At 65.5% G+C, this 20,622-nt stretch carries 18 protein-coding genes and 2 tRNA genes; 10 read left to right on the top strand and 10 right to left on the bottom strand.

Annotated features, from left to right (window positions below):
* Nucleotides 1-3: 3 nt before the first annotated feature.
* Both CHB73_RS06115 and CHB73_RS06110 read left to right on the top strand, forming a co-directional pair.
* Complete coding sequence (locus CHB73_RS06115) at nt 4-870, top strand: M48 family metalloprotease (protein WP_089273139.1); 867 nt, start codon at nt 4-6, stop codon at nt 868-870.
* Nucleotides 871-1,050: 180 nt separating this feature from the next.
* Nucleotides 1,051-1,491 carry a hypothetical protein gene (locus tag CHB73_RS06110; protein ID WP_089273137.1) on the top strand — a complete coding sequence of 147 codons (441 nt, stop codon included), beginning with the start codon at nt 1,051-1,053 and terminating at the stop codon, nt 1,489-1,491.
* Nucleotides 1,492-1,571: 80 nt separating this feature from the next.
* Here CHB73_RS06110 and CHB73_RS06105 read toward each other — a convergent pair whose 3' ends face one another.
* The 9 genes from CHB73_RS06105 to ftsH are packed head-to-tail and all read right to left on the bottom strand — an operon-like array spanning nt 1,572 to nt 12,605.
* Nucleotides 1,572-2,780 carry a hypothetical protein gene (locus tag CHB73_RS06105; protein ID WP_179216925.1) on the bottom strand — a complete coding sequence of 403 codons (1,209 nt, stop codon included), beginning with the start codon at nt 2,778-2,780 and terminating at the stop codon, nt 1,572-1,574.
* Between the two features lie 2 nt (nt 2,781-2,782).
* On the bottom strand, nt 2,783-3,298 hold the full coding sequence (locus tag CHB73_RS06100) for an OmpH family outer membrane protein (RefSeq protein ID WP_179216924.1): 516 nt from the start codon (nt 3,296-3,298) through the stop codon (nt 2,783-2,785).
* A 44-nt stretch (nt 3,299-3,342) separates the two neighbouring features.
* The gene (gene priA / locus CHB73_RS06095) at nt 3,343-5,706 is read right to left on the bottom strand and encodes a replication restart helicase PriA (RefSeq protein WP_179216923.1); all 2,364 of its coding nucleotides are present in this window, start codon (nt 5,704-5,706) and stop codon (nt 3,343-3,345) included.
* Nucleotides 5,707-5,734: 28 nt separating this feature from the next.
* The gene (gene galU / locus CHB73_RS06090; RefSeq protein WP_089273130.1) at nt 5,735-6,610 is read right to left on the bottom strand and encodes a UTP--glucose-1-phosphate uridylyltransferase GalU; all 876 of its coding nucleotides are present in this window, start codon (nt 6,608-6,610) and stop codon (nt 5,735-5,737) included.
* A gap of 28 nt (nt 6,611-6,638) precedes the next feature.
* Complete coding sequence (gene glmM / locus CHB73_RS06085; RefSeq protein WP_089273128.1) at nt 6,639-7,994, bottom strand: phosphoglucosamine mutase; 1,356 nt, start codon at nt 7,992-7,994, stop codon at nt 6,639-6,641.
* A 31-nt stretch (nt 7,995-8,025) separates the two neighbouring features.
* Entirely contained in the window at nt 8,026-8,934 is a 909-nt protein-coding gene (locus CHB73_RS06080; RefSeq protein WP_089273126.1) for a CdaR family protein, read from the bottom strand.
* Between the two features lie 2 nt (nt 8,935-8,936).
* Nucleotides 8,937-9,686 (bottom strand): diadenylate cyclase CdaA, encoded by a 750-nt coding sequence (gene cdaA, locus CHB73_RS06075; RefSeq protein WP_089273124.1) that lies wholly within the window; start codon nt 9,684-9,686, stop codon nt 8,937-8,939.
* 10 nt (nt 9,687-9,696) lie between these two features.
* Nucleotides 9,697-10,569 (bottom strand): dihydropteroate synthase, encoded by an 873-nt coding sequence (folP, locus tag CHB73_RS06070; protein ID WP_089273122.1) that lies wholly within the window; start codon nt 10,567-10,569, stop codon nt 9,697-9,699.
* Nucleotides 10,566-12,605 (bottom strand): ATP-dependent zinc metalloprotease FtsH, encoded by a 2,040-nt coding sequence (ftsH, locus tag CHB73_RS06065; protein WP_089273120.1) that lies wholly within the window; start codon nt 12,603-12,605, stop codon nt 10,566-10,568. Before ftsH ends, folP begins: the two co-directional genes overlap by 4 nt.
* 239 nt (nt 12,606-12,844) lie before the next feature.
* On the opposite strand from ftsH, the gene CHB73_RS06060 reads away from it, so the two are divergent.
* The 8 genes from CHB73_RS06060 to CHB73_RS06025 all read left to right on the top strand — a co-directional run bounded on the left by CHB73_RS06060 (nt 12,845) and on the right by CHB73_RS06025 (nt 18,100).
* A tRNA-Sec gene (locus CHB73_RS06060) sits at nt 12,845-12,938 on the top strand.
* Between the two features lie 79 nt (nt 12,939-13,017).
* Nucleotides 13,018-13,093, top strand: a tRNA-Val gene (locus CHB73_RS06055).
* 64 nt (nt 13,094-13,157) lie between these two features.
* Nucleotides 13,158-13,628: a tRNA (cytidine(34)-2'-O)-methyltransferase gene (locus tag CHB73_RS06050; RefSeq protein ID WP_089273118.1), complete on the top strand. Its 471-nt coding sequence runs from the start codon at nt 13,158-13,160 to the stop codon at nt 13,626-13,628.
* A gap of 82 nt (nt 13,629-13,710) precedes the next feature.
* Nucleotides 13,711-14,730, top strand: a complete 1,020-nt coding sequence (gene rfbB, locus CHB73_RS06045; RefSeq protein WP_089273116.1) for a dTDP-glucose 4,6-dehydratase — start codon at nt 13,711-13,713, stop codon at nt 14,728-14,730.
* The gene (rfbD, locus tag CHB73_RS06040; protein WP_089273114.1) at nt 14,727-15,647 is read left to right on the top strand and encodes a dTDP-4-dehydrorhamnose reductase; all 921 of its coding nucleotides are present in this window, start codon (nt 14,727-14,729) and stop codon (nt 15,645-15,647) included. The genes rfbB and rfbD overlap by 4 nt, the downstream gene beginning before the upstream one ends.
* A gap of 43 nt (nt 15,648-15,690) precedes the next feature.
* Complete coding sequence (locus CHB73_RS06035; protein ID WP_089273112.1) at nt 15,691-16,734, top strand: glycosyltransferase family protein; 1,044 nt, start codon at nt 15,691-15,693, stop codon at nt 16,732-16,734.
* Between the two features lie 12 nt (nt 16,735-16,746).
* On the top strand, nt 16,747-17,595 hold the full coding sequence (locus CHB73_RS06030; RefSeq protein WP_089273110.1) for a TatD family hydrolase: 849 nt from the start codon (nt 16,747-16,749) through the stop codon (nt 17,593-17,595).
* A gap of 19 nt (nt 17,596-17,614) precedes the next feature.
* Complete coding sequence (locus CHB73_RS06025) at nt 17,615-18,100, top strand: PaaI family thioesterase (RefSeq protein ID WP_089273108.1); 486 nt, start codon at nt 17,615-17,617, stop codon at nt 18,098-18,100.
* On the opposite strand, the gene CHB73_RS06020 is transcribed toward CHB73_RS06025, so the two are convergent.
* Nucleotides 18,097-20,451: a cyclic nucleotide-binding domain-containing protein gene (locus CHB73_RS06020; RefSeq protein ID WP_089273106.1), complete on the bottom strand. Its 2,355-nt coding sequence runs from the start codon at nt 20,449-20,451 to the stop codon at nt 18,097-18,099. The genes CHB73_RS06025 and CHB73_RS06020 overlap by 4 nt on opposite strands.
* Nucleotides 20,452-20,622: the final 171 nt, after the last annotated feature.

Below are 20,622 nucleotides of genomic sequence, written 5' to 3'. Positions count from 1 at the left end.
GACATGAACAGACGCGCATTCATCCTGGGACTTGCCGCCACGGCGCTGCCTGCGGCCCTGCCCGGCTCGGCCATGGCCGGCTTCCTCGACTCCATAATGGACCCTGCCTCCAAGGAGAGCAAACTCCTTTCCGGCGCAGTGAGCGTGCTTTCCAGCACACAGCAGATGGACTACAAGAACGAGCGGCTCATCGGCGAACGCCTGGCCGTGGAGGGCTTGCGCCGCTACGGAATGCCCGTGCAGAACAAGGGCCTTCAGCACTACGTCAACCTCGTTGGCATGGCCGTCGCCGTCAACTCGCCCCGCCCCAACATCCCCTACCGCTTCGTGGTGGTGGACAGCGAGGTCCAGAACGCCTTCGCCTGCCCCGGCGGCATCATCTTCGTCACCCAGGCGCTAGTGGGGACCATGACCACAGAAGCCCAGTTGGCGGGCATACTTGCACACGAGGTGGGCCATGTGTCCCTGCGGCACGCCTTGAAAAGCATCCAACGGGCCCAGTTCTTCAGCGGGGTCGGAAAAATCACCGCGGCGACCATGAAGGGCGACAAGGGCGCACAGTTCGAAAACATGATCAACGACCTGCAGAACGTGCTCTTCGACAAGGGCCTGGATCAGAACATGGAATACGAGGCGGACGCCAGCGCCATGCAGACCGCCTACCGCACGGGCTACACCCCTGCAGGCATAACCGAGACCCTGCAGGCGCTCCAGAAGCTGGAGGCCAAGTCCACGAAAAAGGGCTCCTGGTTCTCCACCCACCCGCCCCTGCCCTCGCGCATCGCCAAGAACCAGGCGGCAATGCGCCAGTACCCGGACGCCGCCACCCTGGCCGTCCTGCCGGACAGGTTCGCGGCGCAGACGAAATAGCCTCACGACCCGCACGCCCAAAAGAGGCGCCCGCCACCACAGGCGGACGCCTCTTCCGCATTTCGCCGTCCGAACCAATCCCTAAAGTCCTTGTGGGCCCTCGCCGATAAGAGGGGCGTCAACGCCGGTACGCCAACACGCCGGAACGCTAAACTCTGGAACGACACAAGGAAGTGCGTCATGTCCAAGAAGCTTCTGCACGCCACGGGATTCGGACGAATCCATCAGCTCATCCTCGAAAACAGGCAGGAAGAGGCCCGAGCCCTGCTCAAGGCCCTCCAACACGAATACATCGCGCTGGTCGAGGAGAACGACGCCTTGAAGGACCAGATCATAGAGGTGGCGCAGGTGCTGGACATGGCCGAATGCATGGAGTTCGACGGACAGAAGTACTGGCTGACGGACGACCTGCGCAACAAGGGGCCGTACTGCCAGCTGTGCTACGACCGCGATGGGCTGCTCATGCGCCTGCAAAAGCAGCAGCGCCACTGGAAATGCCATTGCTGCGGCAACATCTTTGTGGACGCCAAGGCCGTCAAGGAGACGGTCGCCCGCAGGGGCCTCGCGACCCATGTTTCGACAGCAGCGCCCCGCCCGCCCATTCCCCTGTTCGGCAAATAGGCCGCGAATTTCCCCGCACGCCAGAGGGGCCGGAAGTCTGACCAGCTTCCGGCCCCTTGCCGTTTCCAACAGTGCGCAGCCTATTTGCGCGGCGCGCCCAACACCACGTCCCGCCACCAGAACTCCCGCAAACGCCCATTGGCGTGAAAGCGGGCGCTGGCGTACGAAAGCCCCTTGGGATCCATGCCGTTCAAAAACAGTTCAAGCTCCAGGTTCTCGTCTCCGCGGCGCTCGGCCCGCCAGACAGCCTGGGCGATGCTTCGCAACGTTTCGACAGAAGGCGGCCTGACCATGTCCAGGCGGACACGCAAAACGGTCACCGGGGATTTGCGGCGCTCGCTCGCACGGCCCAGAACAGTATAGGCCACCTGGGCCTCATCGTCGGCCTTGCTCCGGGCCGAAGACGCCTCGCCTGGCGCGTCCGGGGGCGGTCCGGCGTAGGCGGATTCGAGAACCAGATACTTGTCGCGGCTGAAGCCCCAGGCCCGACCAGGATCCAGCTTCTTCTCGGCCGGGTCGAACACGGCGAACCAGCCGTCCTCCCAGAGCCCGACCCGGACACGCTGGCCTGGGTGCAGCAGCCTGCGGAACTCGGACTCCGCGCTGCGCTCGGCGCGCACGGCGAGGTTGCGGTCCGGGACGCGTACTTCACCGAAATCTTTTGCTTTCGTTGCCGAGTCAAGCTTTGCTGGCTGCAGTTTTGACGATACGGCCGTGGCAGGTTGCGGCGCGACGGACTCGGCCTTTGCGGACACGGCCTCGACAACCGAAGTGGCTGGCCGACCGTTCGCAGGCGTCCTGGCCTGCTCGGCCTTTACCGGCTGAAGCTTGGCGGGGGAAGCGGCGCGGGTTTCTGCGGGCTCAGCCGCGCCCGGCTTCGCCTGAGGCATCCCTGCCTGGGCGCCTGCGGCCGCCTTGGGCTGATGGGCCGCCGCGTCCTTGGCCAATCCCGGCAAGGGCGAGGGCAGAGGCAAATCAAGCGCGGCGTTGGCCTTGAGCACATCAAGCCGCACATACCCCCAGGCCTTGGGCTCCTGGCGGTCCTGCGCCCCAAGTCCGAAAACCGCGACCCACCCGGCGGACAGGGACCCCACTCGCACCCGCTGGCCGGCCTTGAGCAGCCGCGCACGAGGCGACGAATCGGAGGGAGATTCGTGCAGCGGCACGCCGCCGGTCACAAGATAGGTGCTTCCACCGCCCGGTTCTGCTGCCTGGGGCAACGAGGCCACGCTCAACAAAAGGAGCAGACACAAGCAGCCCGAGCGGAAAACGCGCAGCAGTCCGCGCACGGTCATTTGCTCCTTGCGTCCAGTTCGCGCGCCACGCGCTCGGTAAGGTCCGCAGTGGACGTGTCCACGTAGCCCACGGCGGAGGGATCGGTGATGATGATGGCGTAGCCGCCCTTTTTGCCGATTTCTTCCAGCACGGCATCGGCGCGGCGCATGACGTACTGCAGCAGCTTGGCCTCCTCGGCCTTGATGTCCCGGGCATTCTCCTGCAGCAGCAACTCGTGCTGTCGGCTCTTGCGGTGATAGGCCTCGTCGCGCCGGACCCGCTCTGCGGCGGAAAGCGCAACAGCCTCGGCCTCCTTGCGCAATGCGGCCACCTGGGCCGCACTCTCGCTGGCGCGGCGCTTCTTCTCCGCCACATAGCGGGCGAGGTCGGCCTTTGCTGTCTGCCCCAACCGGGTTCCGTTCACCACGCGCTGCGGGTCCACGAAACCGATCTTCTGCTGCGCCCAGGCGGTCCTTGGGGCAAGCGCTACAAGAATCAGGAACAGCAGGGGAAGCAATGCGCAATACTTCATGGCAGTGAGATACATGGGGCAGGACCGCTTGTCGAGGCTGGCGCTCACAGCATGTTCACTGGGTCCTGATCCAGCTCCAGCCGGAACCCCTCCGGAGCGTTGCCGACCTGAGCCGCCGCTGCGAACAGGGAACGGATGGGCTGCCAGCCCCCGCATTTGAGCAGGCAGTTGAACCGTCTGCGCCCCCTGAGCTGCGTCAGCGGAGCCGGAGCGGGGCCGAGCACGTCCACCCCGAGGGGCCGGGCCAGATCCCGCAGGGTCTTGGCGAAGGCAGACATGATTTCCTGGCTGTGGGGCGCATCGGCAGGGCAGGATAGACGCAAAAGCGCCAGCCGAGAAAACGGCGGATACCGAAACCGCTTCCGCTGGGCGATCTCCCGTTCGTAGAAGCCGACATAATCGGCAGTGAGCACGAACCGCCAGAACGGATGCGCCGGGTTGCGCGTCTGGATGAGCACATGGCCAGGCTTGTCGCCCCTGCCCGCCCGGCCGGAAACCTGCACCAACAGCTGGAAGGTGCGTTCGGCGGCGCGGTAGTCCGGCAGGTTGAGACCCATGTCCGCGTTGGCGACGACCACCAGCGTGACTCCGGGAAAGTGGTGCCCCTTGGACAGCATCTGGGTCCCCACCAGCACCTGCGCCTCGCCTGCGGAAAAGCGGCGCAGAATCTCGTCCAGCCGTTCCTGCCTCCGTGCGCTGTCGCGGTCCATGCGCAACACGCGCACGTCATGTCCCAAAGTCCGGTGGAGGTATTCCTCAAGACGCTCGGTGCCGTCGCCCATGGGGACAAACACTGTCCCGCCGCACTTGGAGCAGGGCATGGGGTACGGATGGGTGAACCCGCAATAGTGACACACCAGGCGCTCGCGCAACTTGTGGTAGGTGAGGCCGACCTGGCAGTCCGGACACTTGGGCACCTCTTCGCAAACCGTGCAGTACATCACCGGTGCGTAGCCCCTGCGGTTCAGCATGACGATGACCTGTTCGCCCCCGGCCAGGGCCCCGCGCACGGCGTTCAGGGTCTCCGGGGCAAAGGGCTCGTCGGCCTTGAGACCGGAGATGTCGGCAAGGCGCACCTCCGGCATGGGCCGACAGCCGACCCGCCGGGCCATGCTCTCGCAGGGCAGCTGCCCACACTGCGCGGCGTGGAAGGTTTTCACATCCGGAGTGGCGCTGCCCAGCACTAGAAGCGCGCCGGAGCGGCGTGTGCGGGTGAAGGCCAGTTCCTTGGCGTGGTAGGGCAGACGCTCCTCCTGCTTGTAGGACTCGTCGTGTTCCTCATCAAGCACCACAAGCCCCAGATCGCGCAGGGGCAAAAACAGCGAGGAACGAGTCCCCACCACAAGCACCGGCCCCCTTGCCGCCGCAACGCGGGAAAACGTCTCCTCGCGCCGCGCGGGCGTTTGGTACCCGTGGGAGAAATAGGCCTCTGCGTCCGGCAGGGCCGCGCGCGCCTGCCGCCACAATTGGCTGGCGAGGGCCACCTCCGGCGCCAGCAGAAGCGCACTGCGGCCACGTTCCAGGCAGCGCCGCGCAAGCTCCAGAAACACATGGGTCTTGCCGCTGCCTGTGACGCCATGCACCAGCGACATGTGCGCCTCACCGCTTTCAAGCGCGGGCAAAAGCCGCTCCAAAGCCGCGCGCTGCTCCTCGGTGGCGACGAGTCCCTGGGCCGGGACGCAGTCCGGCGGGTCTGGCGTCACAAGCGGGGCATCGTCGTCGCCGGAAAGTTGGGGGTCAGGATCGCCCAGGCGCACCAGCCCGGCCTGGGCAAGACGCTTGAGGGCCTGCTGGCCGGAATCACCAAAGGCGGCCTTGAGCACGCCCAGACTCATGGGGCCGGACTCGAAGAGCCGCTCCAGCAGGCGGAGCTGGTTCACCGCGTTGGGCCGAACTGGCCAAGGAGGATCGGCGCACAGACAGGCGTAGACTTCCTCGGCTTGGCGTTTCTGACTCAGGCGTACGCGCATCCGCCCCTGGGCCCAAACTTCGGCCAGGGCGGACAGGCGCTCCGGTGGCATGGCCGCAAGGGCCTTGGTGGACAGACTGCGGGCGAAATCCCTGTGCTCGACATCGAAGCGCAATTGCGCGGTGCGCAGTCCCTTGGGCAGCACAAGCTCCAGCACCCGGCCGGGATGGGCCATGTGACGCGAAGCGAGATCCCGCACAAGCTCAAGGGTCACAGGGTCGAGGACGGGCGTGCGTTCCAGAGGCCACAGCAGAGCTTTGAGCTCCACGCCCTCCGGAGCGGCCTCGGACGGCTGTTCCAGTAGGCCGACGCGAAATCCCCGGCCGAGGGGAACCAGCACGCGCAAGCCCGGTACAGGGTCCGAAAGCCAGTCCGGCCACAGGTAGGAAAGCGTGGCATAGGGCGGGCTGGCCAGCCAGACCTGCCAGATGCGGCTCACAACGTCTCCAGCAAAGGCCCGATGGGCCTTATTTGCCCTTGCAGGGCACAAGTTCCTGGATGCGGCGCACGAGGTCGTCGTGCAGGTCCTCATCGTGCAGGGCGAAATAGATGTTGGCGGTAAGGTACTCCACCCAGTCCCCGGCGTCGAAACGCTGGCCGCGCAGCTTCACCGCCAGCAGTCGATTCTTTGCTGCAAGGCCCTGCAAGGCGTCGGTAAGCTGCAACTCGCCCCCCACGCCGGGCTCCAGCTTCTCCAGATAGTCGAAGATGTCCGGGGTGAGCACATAGCGGCCCACGATGGCCAGGCGGGACGGCGCCGCGCCCACGGCGGGTTTCTCCACCAGGCTACGCACGCGGTACACGCCTGGCCGAAACTCCTCGCCTTCGATGATGCCGTAGCGGTCCACCTTGCTTTCGGGCACCTCGATGACGCCGACCACGGCCATGTTCTCGCTCTTGGCCACGTCAAGCAGTTGCTTGATGCCGGGCACCATGCCGAACATGAGGTCGTCGCCCACCATGACGGCAAAAGGTTCGTTCTTGCAGACCTCGCGCGCGCAGAGAACGGCGTGCCCCAGGCCCAGCTGGATCTTCTGGCGCACGGAGATGATGTCCACCATGTTGGCCACATCGCGTATCTCGGCCAACTGCCCGGCCTTGCCCTTGCGCTCCAGCAGGTTCTCAAGGGTCAGGTTGTGGTCGAAGTGGTCTTCGATGATGGTCTTGTTCTGACTGGTGATGAGCACCACGGTATCGATGCCCGAGGCCTGCGCCTCCTCCACCACGTACTGCACCACAGGCTTCTTGAAGATGGGCAGCATCTCCTTGGGGATGTTCTTGGTTGCGGGAAGCGAGCGGGTTCCCCAGCCAGCGACCGGAATGACGACCTTTCGAACATCCATGGGCTCCCTCCTGTCCACGCGGCGATACTCAGGAACGCAGGCAGCGTTCAAGCAGCATGGCGATATCGTTGGCGTAGGTCTCCACGCGGGTCTTGTCCTCGCCCTCCACCATGACGCGGGCCTTGGGCTCCGTGCCGGAATAGCGCAAAAGCACTCTGCCCCGTCCGCATAGGTCGGCCTCAACGCAGGCGATGGCCCGGCCCACCTCTGGCAAGTCGGCGAAGGGAACCTTCTTCTGCACCCGCACATTGACCATGACCTGGGGGAAGGGCTCCAGCAAATGTGCCAAAAGCGAAAGCGGCAGGTTCTTCTTGCACATGATGCGCAGCAGCTGCAGCGCGGCCAAGGTGCCATCGCCGGTGGTGGAATACTCCATGAAGATGAGGTGGCCGGACTGCTCTCCGCCCAGGGTGGCGCCCTCGCGCCGCATGGCCTCCACCACGTAGCGGTCGCCAACGGGGGTGCGCAAAAGCCTGCCGCCCCGCTCGCGCATGAACATTTCAAGGGCCATGTTGCTCATGACCGTTGCCACCAGCGTGCCCCCGGCCAGGGTGCCCTGCTCCAGCATGTCCTGGGCGCACAAGGCCATGATCTGATCGCCGTCGAGCACGCGGCCCTGTTCATCCACCACGATGAGCCTGTCGGCGTCCCCATCAAGCGCCAGGCCGATGTCGGCTCCTACCTCCCGCACCTTGGCGGCAAGCTGGTCCGGGTACAGGGAGCCGCAGCCATCATTGATGTTCACGCCATTTGGCGAAACGCCCATGGTCACGACCTCCGCGCCCAATTCCTCGAAAACCTGCGGCGCGCCGCCGTATGCCGCGCCATGCGCGCAGTCCAGCACGATCTTCATGCCGGAAAGCGTCATCTCGCGCGGGAAGGTGTGCTGCAAATACACGATGTAGCGGCCCCAGGAATCCACGATGCGCTTGGCGCGGCCAACGCGCTCCGGCGCGGGGAAATCCCAGGCGGGATCCTCGGCCAGCACAAGCGCGGCGATCTCGCTCTCCACCTCGTCGGGCAGCTTGAACCCTTCGTGGTCGAAGAACTTTATGCCGTTGTCGTGGAACGGATTGTGCGAAGCGGAGATGACCACGCCCAGGTCCGCGCGCAGGTTGCGCGTGAGGAAGCTGATGGCGGGTGTGGGCATGGGACCCACCAGGAAAACGTCCATGCCCACAGCACAAAAGCCGCTGGTCAGCGCGGTCTCGAACACGTAGCCGGACAGGCGCGTGTCCTTGCCGATGATGACCTTGTGGCGACGCTTGCCGTTTCTGAACTTCTGCCCAGCGGCCAAGCCCAGGCGCAGGGCGATCTCCGGGGTCATGGGATACTGGTTGACGCGGCCGCGCAGACCGTCTGTGCCGAAAAGCTTCTCTCGCATGAAGGGAAAATGCTCCTTGCGCCCTGGGCGCCTACTTGCGGATGGTCACGTCAATGGTGTCCGACTGCCGGGAAAGCACGCGCAGGCCCTCCGGGGTCTTCAACTCATAGCGCACGGGATGCCGCCCCGGCTTGAGGCCGTCCGGCAGCACCACCTGTGCGAAAAGATCCTCTATCTCGCGTCCCATTTCAGCCTCGCGCAGCATTGCCACCGGGGCCTCCACCTGCACACGGACGTGTTTCTGCGCACTTTGGGCCTTCACCTCGCCCGAAGTCTCGAGCCGCACGGGAACCCGCACCCAGGCGGTCTTCACTTCCGGGCCAAAGCGCAAGGTCACCTTGACCTGGCCGGGGTTGGCCTCGACGCCTTCGGCCAGCTTGATGGGCACATCCTCCGACCATTGGGAGGGCGGGTCGTCGAAATCCATGTTCAAGGCCATGCGCACCTGGGTCATCTGCTTCACCTGTCGTTCGGCCCCGCGCACCTCAACGGTCTCCGGCTGCACGGCTATCTCCACAAGGCGGTAGTCGTGCGGAAGGTTTCCGCGCCATTCCGCGATGACGGGGACTTCCTTCTTGGCGATGCGGTCCACGGTGAGAATAAGCCGCGAGGGCTTGACCTCCACCACCTCGTAGGCCATGGAAAGCGGAATGCGTTCGCGGTCGATGTCCACAAGGTTCTCGCCCACCTTGAGGCGGGAAACATCCAGCGAATAGGTCCACTTGCGACGATCAAGAGAGCGCACCAGCCCTTTTGGCCCGCGCACCCGCACCTCGATCTTGCTCACCAGCCCCTTGCGGATGGTAAGCCCTTCGGGCGCGTTGCTCATCTCCACGCTCATGTCCACCCAGGCTTCGACCTTTTCACGCCCGGTAAGCAGGTACCAGGTGAGGATGGCTAAAGCCAGGGCGATGGCGATGTCCTTCCAGTTCTTCAGCACGGCTATCGCTCCAAGGCGTTCTTGATGACCCGGCGCAGGCGCTGGTCGGTGAGGGAGGTGGTGAGCCGTCCGCTCAGGGCCACGGACACCGTGCCGCGCTCCTCGGAAACGACGATGGCCAGGGAGTCGGACTCCTCGCTGATGCCCAGCGCCGCGCGGTGGCGCGTGCCGAAAAGGCTCTGGGCCTTGAGCTTGGAGGACAGGGGCAGGATGCAGCCTGCGGCGGCGATGCGCCCTCTGCGGATGATCACCGCGCCATCGTGCAGGGGGGTGCCCACCTGAAAGATTGTGGACAAGAGCGATGCGGTGATGATGGCATCCAGCGGCACGCCGCGTTCGGCCACATCGCCCAGGGGCTCGTAGCGCTCAATGACGATGAGCGCGCCCACCTTGGCCTTGGCCAAGCTCATCACCGCCTGGGCCAGCTCGTCCACAATGGCGTCGGAGAGCTGCGCCTTCTTCCAGAACCGACCGGCCCCCATCTGGGCCAGGGCGCGGCGCAGGTCGCCTTGGAACAGGATGATGACGATGAGCACGATCGAGCCGAGGAAATTGGTCAAAAGCCAGTTGAGGGAGTAAAGTCCGAGTTCGTTGGAGAGCCAGTAGACCAGCAGCACCAGCACCAGCCCGTAGATCACCGCCACGGCGCGCGTGCCGCGCACCAAATGGATGATGTAGGCGTAGATGCCTGTCACCAGAAGGATGTCCAAGGCCTCGCGCCAGGCCACATTGAACCCGATGAGATACTCCATGCGCCTCGCCTTATGCCGTCATCGCCATTGCCACACGGGCCGCCTGCAATGCTGGAGCCACCTCATGCACACGGTGCACAAGAACCCCGCGCGCCACCAGAAGCGCCGTGGCCACAGCCGTAGCCTGCAGCCGTTCCTGTGGCCCCAGGCCCAGCAGTGTGCCCCAGAGCGACTTGTTCGACAAGCCCATATATAGGGGGCGGCCAAATTTCCCGAACCGTTCAATAGATTGCAGCACCGCAAGATTATGCTCCAGCACCTTGCCGAACCCGATGCCGGGGTCAAGCACAATGCGGTCCTCAGGCAATCCGGCCCGGACAAGGACAGCCAGGCGCTCATCAAAAAACGCGCAGATGTCGTCCACCACGTCGCCATAACGAGGATCATTCTGCATGGTGCGCGGTTCGCCCTGGCTGTGCATGAGCACATACCCCGGCTTCAGCTGCGCAACAACGTCAAGCAGGGCCGGGTCGAAGCGGCAGGCGGACACGTCGTTGACGATCAGCGCCCCTGCCTCAAGAGCGGCTGCGGCCACGCCTGCCTTGTACGTGTCCACGGCGACGACCGGAAACGTTCCGGCAAGGCCATCCACCTGGCGGCCAGAGATGGCGGCCAGTTCGCGCACCACGGGGACCACGCGTTGCAGTTCCCCTTCAAGGGGAACCTCGGCCGCGCCGGGACGGGTGCTTTCACCGCCCACATCCAGAATGTGCGCGCCGTCGCCCGCCAGCCTGACGCCCTGCGAAACAGCGGCGGCGGGAGCAAGATGCCGCCCGCCGTCGTAGAAGGAATCCGGCGTGGCATTGATGATGCCCGCCAGCAGAAAGGGGGCAGGGCCAAGCACCCTGCCCCCCGCTATGGTCCATTGCGCTCCGCCGATCACTCTTCGTCCCGCTCCGGCTTGTAGGGCTTGCGCACTGGGGCTGCGGGAGCTTCCTCAAGCGTGAACTCGGCGTCCGGTTCCTTGGCGCCGGGCTGGGCTGTCGCCCCCCCTGCGGGAGTGCCGGCAGCGGGCTCGCCAGATGCGCCTCCCGGAGGCGGGGTATCGCCGAACTTGCGGCTCATTTCCTCATACGCCCTTGCGGCGCTGCGAGCGCCCCCCTCTTCGACGACCGGGGGCAGCGGTTCCCCCTTCATGATCAGGTCGATGTCGTCGCCGCTGATGGTCTCGCGCTCAAGCAGGGCCTCGGCGATCTTGTGCAGGGCGTCCATGTTCTCGGTTAAGAGCCTCCTGGCGCGCTGGTAGCCCTCGTCCACAAAGCGGCGAATCTCGGCGTCGATAAGCCGGGCCGTCTCGTCGGAGTAGTCCTTGTGCTGCATGAAGTCGCGGCCCAGGAACACCTGCTGCCCGTCGTCGCCGTAGCTCATGGGGCCGAACTTGTCGCTCATGCCCCACTGGCAGACCATGTTGCGGGCCATCTTGGTGGCGCGCTGGATGTCGTTGCTGGCCCCGGTGGTGAGCTGGTTCAACACCAGTTCCTCAGCCACGCGGCCGCCGAAGAACATGGCCAGCGTGTTCTCAAGGTAAGTGCGCGAGTAGTTGTGGCGGTCGTCCACGGGCAACTGCTGGGTAAGGCCCAGGGCCATGCCGCGGGGGATGATGGTCACCTTGTGCACAGGGTCGGTGCCGGGGATGAGCTTGGCAACCAGCGCGTGTCCGGCCTCGTGGTAGGCGGTGGTCTTCTTTTCCTCATCGGAAAGGATGATGCTGCGGCGTTCCTTGCCCATGAGCACCTTGTCCTTGGCTTCCTCGAAGTCGCTCATGTTCACGCGGTCCTTGCCGAGCTTGGCGGCGTGGAGCGCGGCCTCGTTGACGAGGTTCTCCAGGTCCGCGCCGGAAAAACCCGGAGTGCCGCGCGCCAGCACCTCAAGGTCCACTTCCTCGGCCAGCGGACTTTTCCTGGTGTGCACGGCCAGAATGCGCTTGCGGCCGCGCACATCGGGGGTGGGCACCACGACCTGACGGTCGAAGCGGCCGGGCCGAAGCAGCGCCGGGTCCAGCACGTCCGGACGGTTGGTGGCGGCGATGAGGATGACGCCGTCGTTGGACTCGAAGCCGTCCATTTCCACAAGCAGCTGGTTCAGGGTCTGCTCGCGCTCGTCGTGGCCGCCGCCCATGCCGGTGCCGCGCTGCCTGCCAACGGCGTCGATCTCGTCGATGAAGATGAGGCAAGGCGCGTTCTTCTTGCCCTGCACAAAAAGGTCGCGCACGCGAGCCGCGCCCACGCCCACGAACATCTCCACAAAGTCCGAGCCGGAGATGGAGAAGAAGGGCACGCCAGCCTCGCCAGCAACGGCGCGGGCGAGAAGCGTCTTGCCCGTGCCCGGAGGGCCGACAAGCAGCACGCCCTTGGGAATGCGGCCGCCAAGCCGCGTGAACTTCTTGGGTTCACGCAGAAAATCGACGATCTCGGAGAGTTCCTCCTTGGCCTCGTCCACGCCGGCGACATCCTGGAAGGTGACCTTCTGGGTGTCCTCGCTGATGAGCCGGGCCTTGGAACGGCCGAAACTCATGGCGCCCTTGCCTCCGGCCCCGCCGCCCTGCATCTGGCGCATGAAGAAGATCCATACGCCGATCAAGAGCAGCATGGGGAACCAGGACACCAAAAGCGTCATGTACCAGGGGGAATCTTCGGGCGGCTCGGCTGCGACCTGGATCTTGCTGGCCACCAACGAGGGCACGAGGTTGGGGTCATCCGGGGCGTAGGTGACGAATTTCTTGTCCCCAGCCATGACGCCGGTGATCTTCTGGCCCTGGATCTTGACCGAGACGATCTCGCCATCCTTCACGCGCGTCACAAAGTCGCTGTAGGACAACTTCTGCTGCGGCGCGGCAGGCTGGCTGAAAAGATTGAACAGGACGACCATGACCAGGGAAATGGTCGCCCATATGAGCAGGTTCTTGGTGAAGCTATTCAAGAGGTGGACCTCCGGTGGCGGACTCGCGCATGTGGGTCGGTGTCGGCCCGGAAACCGTTGCGGTCTGTCCGCCACCGGTCCATGGGCCTGCCAATGGACTGCAAGATAAGCCATACGTGCGAAAATGCAAGGGGCCAACAACCGCCCCTCCCCGCCGGTTCATCTGGAAAAAGGCCCACCCCGCCCTTGCGCGGCACTGGCAAAGCGGGTATGGATGCCATCCCGGCTGTGGGAGACGCGGAAGCGTATCGTCACCGGTGTGGCGCCCAGACTTCAAATCTGGTGTGACGTCGAGAGGCGTCAGGTAGGTTCGACTCCTATACGCTTCCGCCATCCGCTCATTTTTTTTCAAGGCCCCACAAAAAAATGCTTGCCAAGCGACTGGGGCTTGCCGTAAAGAGTCCTTCCCAACGGGCGATTAACTCAGCGGTTAGAGTGCCACCTTCACACGGTGGAAGTCCCGAGTTCAAATCCCGGATCGCCCACCATCGAGAAATCGGCCCCGCCACGTCGGGGCCTTTTTCGTTTCCGCAACAACCACAGGACCTCCCCATGCGCATCGTGCTCTTCCAGCCGGAGATTCCGCCCAACACCGGCAACATCGCCCGGCTGTGCGCGGCCACCCGAACCCCGCTGCACCTCATCGAACCCCTTGGCTTCACAATCGACGACAAGCACCTCAAGCGCGCGGGACTGGACTACTGGAAGAACGTCACCCTCTCGGTCCATCCGCACTGGGCCGCCTTCGAGGCCGCCCTGGCCTGCTCGGGCGAGTGCTCACGCATCGTGCTCACCAGCGCACGCGGCGGCGTTGCGCACCACCAATTCCACTTCGAGCCAGGCGATGCAATAGTGCTTGGCCCGGAGACGCGCGGCCTGCCGGAAAACGTTTTCGACCTCTGCCCCTTGCGCGTGCGCATCCCCACCTTCGACACCGTGCGGAGCCTGAACCTTTCCACCGCCGCCGGAATTCTGCTCTACGAGGCCTTGCGACAGACCGGCGGCCTTGCCCCCATGGCTTGAACCGGAGCCGCCGGCCGCCCTTGCGCCCATGACGGTCAGCGGGTACTACTGCCTCGAACGCCAATCGCACCAAGGAGCCACCATGCGCCTGCTCGTCACCGGCGGCTGCGGATTCATCGGAGCCAATTTCCTCTATGCCATGCGCCAGCGCCACCCGGACTGGCTGCTGGTGAACCTGGACAAGCTGACCTACGCGGGCAACCCCGGCAGCCTGCGCGCCCTGGAGAACGAGGCGGGCGACCGCTACGTCTTCGCCCACGGCGACATCTGCGACCGAAAGTGTGTCACCGCGATCCTGAACGACCACAAGATCAATGCGGTGGTGAACTTCGCGGCCGAAAGCCACGTGGACCGCTCCATCGACGACCCGTCCCCCTTTGTGGTGACGAACGTGCTGGGTGCGCAGAACATCCTGGACTGCGCCCGACGCGCCAAGGTCGGCCGCGTAGTGCATGTGTCCACCGACGAGGTGTACGGCAGCCTCGGCCCCACGGGCCAGTTCCACGAATCGACCCCCCTTGCGCCCAACAGTCCCTATTCGGCCTCCAAGGCCGGGGCGGACCTGCTCGCCCGCGCCTGCCACGAGACCTATGGACAGGACATTGTGGTCACCCGCTGCTCCAACAACTACGGGCCGTTCCAGTTTCCGGAAAAGCTCATCCCCCTCATGTACGCCAAGGCGACCAAGGGTGAGTCCCTGCCCGTGTACGGCGACGGCCAGAACGTGCGCGACTGGATCTTTGTGGATGACCACTGCCGGGGCGTTGAGCTTGCACTTTTGAAGGGCCGCGCGGGGGCTGTGTACAACTTCGGCGGCGCATCTGAGATGAAGAACATCGATGTCGTGCGCACCATCTTGCGGCTCACCGGGCAGGACGAGAACCTCATCCGCTTCGTGGCGGACAGGCCCGGACACGACAAGCGCTACGCCATGAACTTCGACCTTGCGGCCAAGGAACTCGGCTTCGCCCCCTCGGTCAGCTTCGCCCAGGGCATGGAGCGCACCATCGCCTGGTATCAGGCCAACTCCGTGTGGCTGGACGAAGTGCAGAGCGGGGCCTACCTCACGTTCATGGACCGCTGGTACAAGGAGCGCACATGAGCCTGCCGCGCATCGCCATTGTCTTCGGCGGCAAAAACGGCCTGTTGGGACGTGCGCTGGTCGCAGCCCTCACGGCGGCTGGCGTGGAGACCATCCCCGTGGCCGCCAGCGATGTCGACTACTTCGACGCCGACGCCCTGGACGAATTCCTGGACCGTTACGACACCGTCGAGGACGGCCAGGAAGACGACGACGGCTCCGGCCTCTGCCTGGTGAACGCCGTGGCCTACACGCAAGTGGACCAGGCCGAGGACCAGGCTGAAGAGGCGTACAGACTGAACGCAGCCTTCCCGGCCCTGCTTGGCGTCCTGGCCGAGGAACGCGGCCACCGGCTGCTGCACTTCTCCACGGATTTCGTTTTTGACGGGGCAAAGGGCGCGCCCTACCTGCCCAACGACGCCACGAATCCGCTTTCGGTTTACGGAGCGTCCAAGCTGGCCGGGGAAGAGGCCCTCCTCGCCCTGGACATTGCAGGACTGCTCATCCTGCGCACGGCATGGCTCTTCGGGCCTGGAAAAAACAACTTCGTCAAGCGGATGCTGGAGCTTGGCTCGCAGCGTGGGGAGTTATCCGTGGTGGACGACCAGTTCGGTTCGCCCAGCTACACCCCGGACCTTGCCGCCCTCAGCGTGGCGCTGGTGCGGGCCGGGGCGGCGGGCGTGCTGCACGCGGCGAACTCCGGCCGGGCCAGTTGGCACGAACTGGCCTCCGCCGCCGTGACGCTTGCCGAACGGCCCTGCGTGGTGAAGCCCATCCCCACCAGCGGCTACCCCACCAAGGCCAAGCGCCCTCCCTGCTCCGTGCTGGACCTTTCGGATACGGTCCGGCTGGCGGGCTATTCCCCACGGCCCTGGCAAGAGGCCCTGGCCGAATACGTCCCCCTGGCCCTGGCGGAACTGGCCGCCCAGGCGGGCTGATCCCGGCTTGCCAAAGCCCGGCGATTGTGCTTTGCCAGTGCCCATGCGGAGCTACTTCTTCCTTCCGCCAGTGCGCCAAGCCGCAGGGGGCGTCACTGTCATCCGGCGCATGGCCGCCTTCCTCGCCGCCGCAGGGCGCGAGGCCTTTCTTGTCCCGCGCGAACTGCCCGACCAGGGTCCGGGCTGGGCTCCCTCGGAGGCCTGGGTGGACGCGCCAGTGGTTCCCTGGGAGTCGCTGGATCTGACCAGCAACGACCTCTGGATCGTGCCCGAAGGCTGGGTCAACGCGCTGGCGCCGGGCCTCAGCTCCGGGGCGCGCTGCCTGGTGTATGTGCAGAACTGGGCCTATCTGCTCTCCGCCCTGCCCGAGGGCGTGACCTGGCGCAAACTGCCCGCGGAATTTCTGGCCGTGTCCGACCCGGTGGCGCAATTCGTGGCCGCCACAACGGGACGGGACGCCCCGGTGCTGCGGCCCGGCATCGACCTCTCGCTCTTCCGCGCGCCTGCGGCCAAGCCCGAGCCGACCGACGGCGTGCGCATCGCCTGGATGCCTCGCAAAAACAAGGCCCTTGGAAGGCAGATCCAGGAGACCTTCCACAGTCTGGACGAAGCCCTCGCCGCACGCTGCCAATGGATCGAGATCGCGGGGCTTCCGGCCACCGGCGTGGCCCAGACACTAGGGTCCGCGCACATATTCCTGGCCACGGGTTTTCCCGAGGGCTGCCCCCTGCCGCCGCTTGAAGCCATGGCCTGCGGCTGCCTGCCGGTGGGGTACATGGGCTTTGGCGGGGCCGACTACATGCGCCAGGCCCTGCCCCCGCACAACGATCCCGCGCCCTTCGCCCCCTGGTGGCCGCTTCGTCACGTTCCCTGGAGCGGCAACGGGTTGTGGAGCGCCGACGCCGACATCCTTGGCGCGGCCCTGCACCTTGCGCACGCGGCGCGATGGTTCCTTTCCGCCACCACGGCAGATGCCGAACACCTGAGCGCAACCCTGGCCAATTGCCACGCCACCGCAACCGCCTATTCCCTTGAGTCCCAGCGCCAGAACGTGCTGGAGCTCTGGACCCGGCTCGAAACGGCCTGAGACAGCCCCGACATGTCAAAAAAACACAAGCATCCCCGGCAAGAGCCGGAAACCCTGGCCTTGCCGCTGGTCGGCGCGGACTCCCACGCGCATCTGGACCTGCCCGAATTCGACGCCGACCGCGACGAAATCCTGGACCGCGCGCGGGCCTGCGGCGTTGCCTGCATAGGCAACGTATTCCTCGGCCCAGACGCATACTTGCGCAACCGCCTGCTCTTCGAGGCCCGGCCCGAGGTGTTCTTCATCCTGGGCATCCACCCCGGAAACGCCGACACCTGCACCCCGGCGGCCCTTGCGGCCATGCGCAACGCCTTCGCCACGGACCCGCGCCTGAAGGCCGTGGGCGAGATCGGCCTGGACTACTACTGGGACAACCACCCGCGCGAGATGCAGCAACACGCCTTCCGCGCACAACTGGACCTCGCGCTGGACCTCGGCCTGCCGCCCGTCATCCACTGCCGCGACAAGGCCGACAGCCAAGACGCCTTCGAGGACAGCCTGCGCATTCTGGATGAGGCGGGATGCTCTGGACGTCCGCTCCTGTGGCACTGCTTCGGCGGCGACGCCGCCCAGGCCGAGCGGTTGCTCAAGCGGGGTTGGCATCTCAGCGTCCCCGGGCCGGTAAGCTACGCCCGCAACGACGCCCTGCGCGAAGCGGTGGCCGCCATTCCCCTGGAGCGCCTGCTCATAGAAACCGACTGCCCGTACCTTGCTGCAGAGCCGTGGCGCGGCAAACGCAACCATCCGGCGCTGGTCGGCTTCACCGCGGCCTGCATCGCCGGACTGAAGGGCGTAAGCGTTGCGGACATCTGGCGCGCCACCGGCGAGAATGCAAGACATTTCTTCAATCTCAAGCGATAGTTGTGAACACGGAGGACGCATGACCGCCCCGAACATCACCGATGCCGAACGCGCCGATCGTTTCGCCCGCCTCAAGCGCTTCTTCAACAGCCGCGACAGGCTCTGCGCCTGCCTGGGCGTCCGGGTGACGGCCATCGGCCTGGGCTGGGCGGAAACCGCCATGACCGTCGAGGAACTGCACTTGAACGGGGCCGACGTGGCCCAGGGCGGGGCCATCTTCACCCTCGCCGATCTGGCCTTCGGGGCTGCCGCGAATTCCCACGGAACCTTGGCGCTCGGCGTCAACACCTCGATCGCCTACACCAAATCCGCCCCACTGGGAGCAACGCTCGTCGCGCAGGCGCGGGAGACCGCCGTGGCCGGACCGCTGGCGACATATGTAGTGGAAGTGAAAAACGGCGAGGGCGAGACCATCGCCACCTTCCAGGGAACGGCCTACCGCAAGCGCGAACACCTGGACCTTTCGGCCTGGGGCGAGGACAAACAGGCTCCGCCGCGCCGCTAAAGCTGGGCAGCGCGGTTCTTGGCGTTCTCCTCGGCCACCCGCTCCGCCAGCAGTCCCACCACGAAGCGGTTCACCGCAGCGGCAAGCTGCGGCACCTTGCGCTGGACCAAGGCGAAACGCTCCGCGGAAAGCCTGAACGCCACGCAGGGTTCGGAAGCGATGACCGAGGCCGAACGGGGGGCGTTGGTATACAGTCCCATCTCCCCGAACACGGTGCCCGGCCCCATCTTCTTCAGGCGCAGAAGCCGACCGCCCGGCAAGGCGAGCTCGACGCGCACCCTTCCTGACTCCAGGAAGTACATGCAGTCCGAAGCATCGCCCTGGCGAATCATCACGGCATTTCGTGGAGCCTCCACCCGTTCCAGGCACTTGAGCAACAGCGGCACCAGGTCCGGCTCTGGAAACCCGGCCAGGAGCAGCCCTTCCAGGCTCTCCGTATGCCGCTCCAAAAGCCCGGCCTCGGAAAGCAGCGCATCCTCACAAAACTCCATGGCGTAATCCAGGTTGAGCGCCACCCGGCACACGCCAGCCTGGTCGTCCATGTGGTACCCAAGTCCTTCCAGGTGCTGCTCCAATTCCAAGGGCACGCTGGTGAAGTAGATGTGCATCCCCTGCGCCGCGGCCAAGGATTCCAGCCTTCGAAAACCGATGGCGGCCGAGGACCCCAGACCGGTCACCGCGCCGAAATCAAGGAGCACGAAGCGCAGCGGCTGTGTCCGCAAGCTGTTCTGCACCATGCGCAGCACGCCGTAGAGCGTCCCAAGGAACAGGTACCCGTGCAGTCGCAGCACGAGAATGCGTCCGCCCTGCTCGCGCAGCACGCGCTTTTCCATCGGCGAACGGTCCACATTGCTGTGGAACACATCTCCCGACTGGGCCAAGCGCACGCCTCCGCCGGAGACAGCGCGGGACAGGCTCAGCATTGCGCCAAGGCCCAAGGTGACGAACACCCCAAGCACGGGGCCGAACAGGGCCACCAACAAGCAGGACGCCCAGGCTGCGCGAAGATCCTCCTTGCGTGAAAGCGGGTTGCGGGCATCGCCCAACAGCCAGGAGACCGGCATGGCCAGCGCCGTGGCCAGCAGCGCACCCAACGGAATGAACAGCGGGACATGGCGCAGCAGCGGCCCGCCATACATCCAGGCCGCAAAACAGGTCAGCGCCGCCGCCAGCCCCGCAAGCGGTCCGTTGGCGCCCAGCAAACGCAGGCTCAGGCTGCCGGAAAGGGACAGGGAGCAAGGCAAGCCGCCGGTCGCCCCAGACAGTATGGTCGCCGCGCCAAGGGTGCGCATCTGCGCATCAGGCTGCGCGTCGCAGGCCGAAACGGATTCCAGGATGGGCGTGCGGACAAGGGACGGAAGGATGACGACGGCAGCCACGGCTGCGAAATAATCCGTCCGAGAAACCAGCGCAGTCCAGTCCACGGACTGGAACAAGCCGGGTTCCAAAAGCCTTAAGGCGGAATCAAGGTCGAGCATGGCGGGCAGGGACCTCTGGGAGGCCGCCAGGGCCGCTGCTGGCGCGGTCCAGTCCGGGACCAAGCCGGAATGCAGGGCCAGCAGGTTCCAGAGCCCTAAGGCAAATACGGCGAGCAGGAGCGGCCACAAGAGGCTCCGAGTGGCGAGCCTGATGGCGAAAAGCGCCAGTCCGAACCCCACTGTCGGCCCCCAGGCGGAAACGGTGCGCCCCAGCCCCGGAAGGAATTCGTCCAGCGGCAAGGCGTGCAACGCTGCCAACGCGGGGTCGGTTGCGGCCAGGACCGGAACCCAGGCCTTGACCAGCAGCAGACCGAACCCTGCGATCATACCGCCCAGCACCTCTCCGGGCAAAAATCGCACACGGTCAGCGAACCGCAGACGCGAAAGCAGCCCCCCCAGCGCACCGGAAACAAATGCGGCGGCAGGCAGGGCGGCAAAACATGTGGCGGCCAAAACTGCGGGGGGAACCCGGCCCGAAAGATCGGACGACACGGCGGCCAAAAGGAGAAAGACGCACAGCGTGGCAGAGGGATCCGGCCCGGCGAGAGCCACGGGAAAGCGTCCGCGCAGGGCAAGAAGCAAGGAGCCGAACACGGCCGGGGCAAGGGTCAACGCAAGGGCATGACCGACGAAAAGCCCGCCCGGCCCAGGAGACAGCGTGAGCATCGCCAACGCGAGGCAGGAGAGCAGCAGATGCCCCCCGCCGACGACGCCAGCCAGCAGATTCACACCAGGATTCCTCAAAAACATGCGCCTGGCATCCGAAACATCGGCCATGCTGGCGGACGGTTCGGACTCAATGGCCACAGGTTCTGCCAGAGCAGGAGCGGGCTCTGCGATCGACTCCTCGGCGACCAGATCGTCGAGCTTCACATCATCGACGCCAGGCTCGGCAACAGGCAAAGCGCCGACAACGCCGGGCGTTTTGCACTTGGGACAGCGGGCCTTGCGGCCGCCAAACCTCGCTGGGAGCGGCTGGACATGCCCGCAAGAGGCGCACGTGAACACGACTCCCGCAGGGGGGGCCGCCTGACCGGTATGGTT

It is taken from the genome of Humidesulfovibrio mexicanus, assembly GCF_900188225.1.
GTDB classification, from domain to species: domain Bacteria; phylum Desulfobacterota; class Desulfovibrionia; order Desulfovibrionales; family Desulfovibrionaceae; genus Humidesulfovibrio; species Humidesulfovibrio mexicanus.
Note: the sequence above shows the minus strand (reverse complement) of the source record. Positions and strands in the feature narration are given on the sequence as shown.

Coding starts and splice junctions, on each gene's coding strand:
- CHB73_RS06035 (WP_089273112.1), top strand. CDS start 15,691: ATGCGGAGCTACTTCTTCCTTCCGCCAGTGCGCCAAGCCGCAGGGGGC.
- CHB73_RS06050 (WP_089273118.1), top strand. CDS start 13,158: ATGCGCATCGTGCTCTTCCAGCCGGAGATTCCGCCCAACACCGGCAAC.
- rfbB (WP_089273116.1), top strand. CDS start 13,711: ATGCGCCTGCTCGTCACCGGCGGCTGCGGATTCATCGGAGCCAATTTC.
- CHB73_RS06100 (WP_179216924.1), bottom strand. CDS start 3,298: ATGAAGTATTGCGCATTGCTTCCCCTGCTGTTCCTGATTCTTGTAGCG.
- CHB73_RS06115 (WP_089273139.1), top strand. CDS start 4: ATGAACAGACGCGCATTCATCCTGGGACTTGCCGCCACGGCGCTGCCT.
- CHB73_RS06030 (WP_089273110.1), top strand. CDS start 16,747: ATGTCAAAAAAACACAAGCATCCCCGGCAAGAGCCGGAAACCCTGGCC.
- CHB73_RS06110 (WP_089273137.1), top strand. CDS start 1,051: ATGTCCAAGAAGCTTCTGCACGCCACGGGATTCGGACGAATCCATCAG.
- glmM (WP_089273128.1), bottom strand. CDS start 7,994: ATGCGAGAGAAGCTTTTCGGCACAGACGGTCTGCGCGGCCGCGTCAAC.
- rfbD (WP_089273114.1), top strand. CDS start 14,727: ATGAGCCTGCCGCGCATCGCCATTGTCTTCGGCGGCAAAAACGGCCTG.
- galU (WP_089273130.1), bottom strand. CDS start 6,610: ATGGATGTTCGAAAGGTCGTCATTCCGGTCGCTGGCTGGGGAACCCGC.
- CHB73_RS06025 (WP_089273108.1), top strand. CDS start 17,615: ATGACCGCCCCGAACATCACCGATGCCGAACGCGCCGATCGTTTCGCC.
- cdaA (WP_089273124.1), bottom strand. CDS start 9,686: ATGGAGTATCTCATCGGGTTCAATGTGGCCTGGCGCGAGGCCTTGGAC.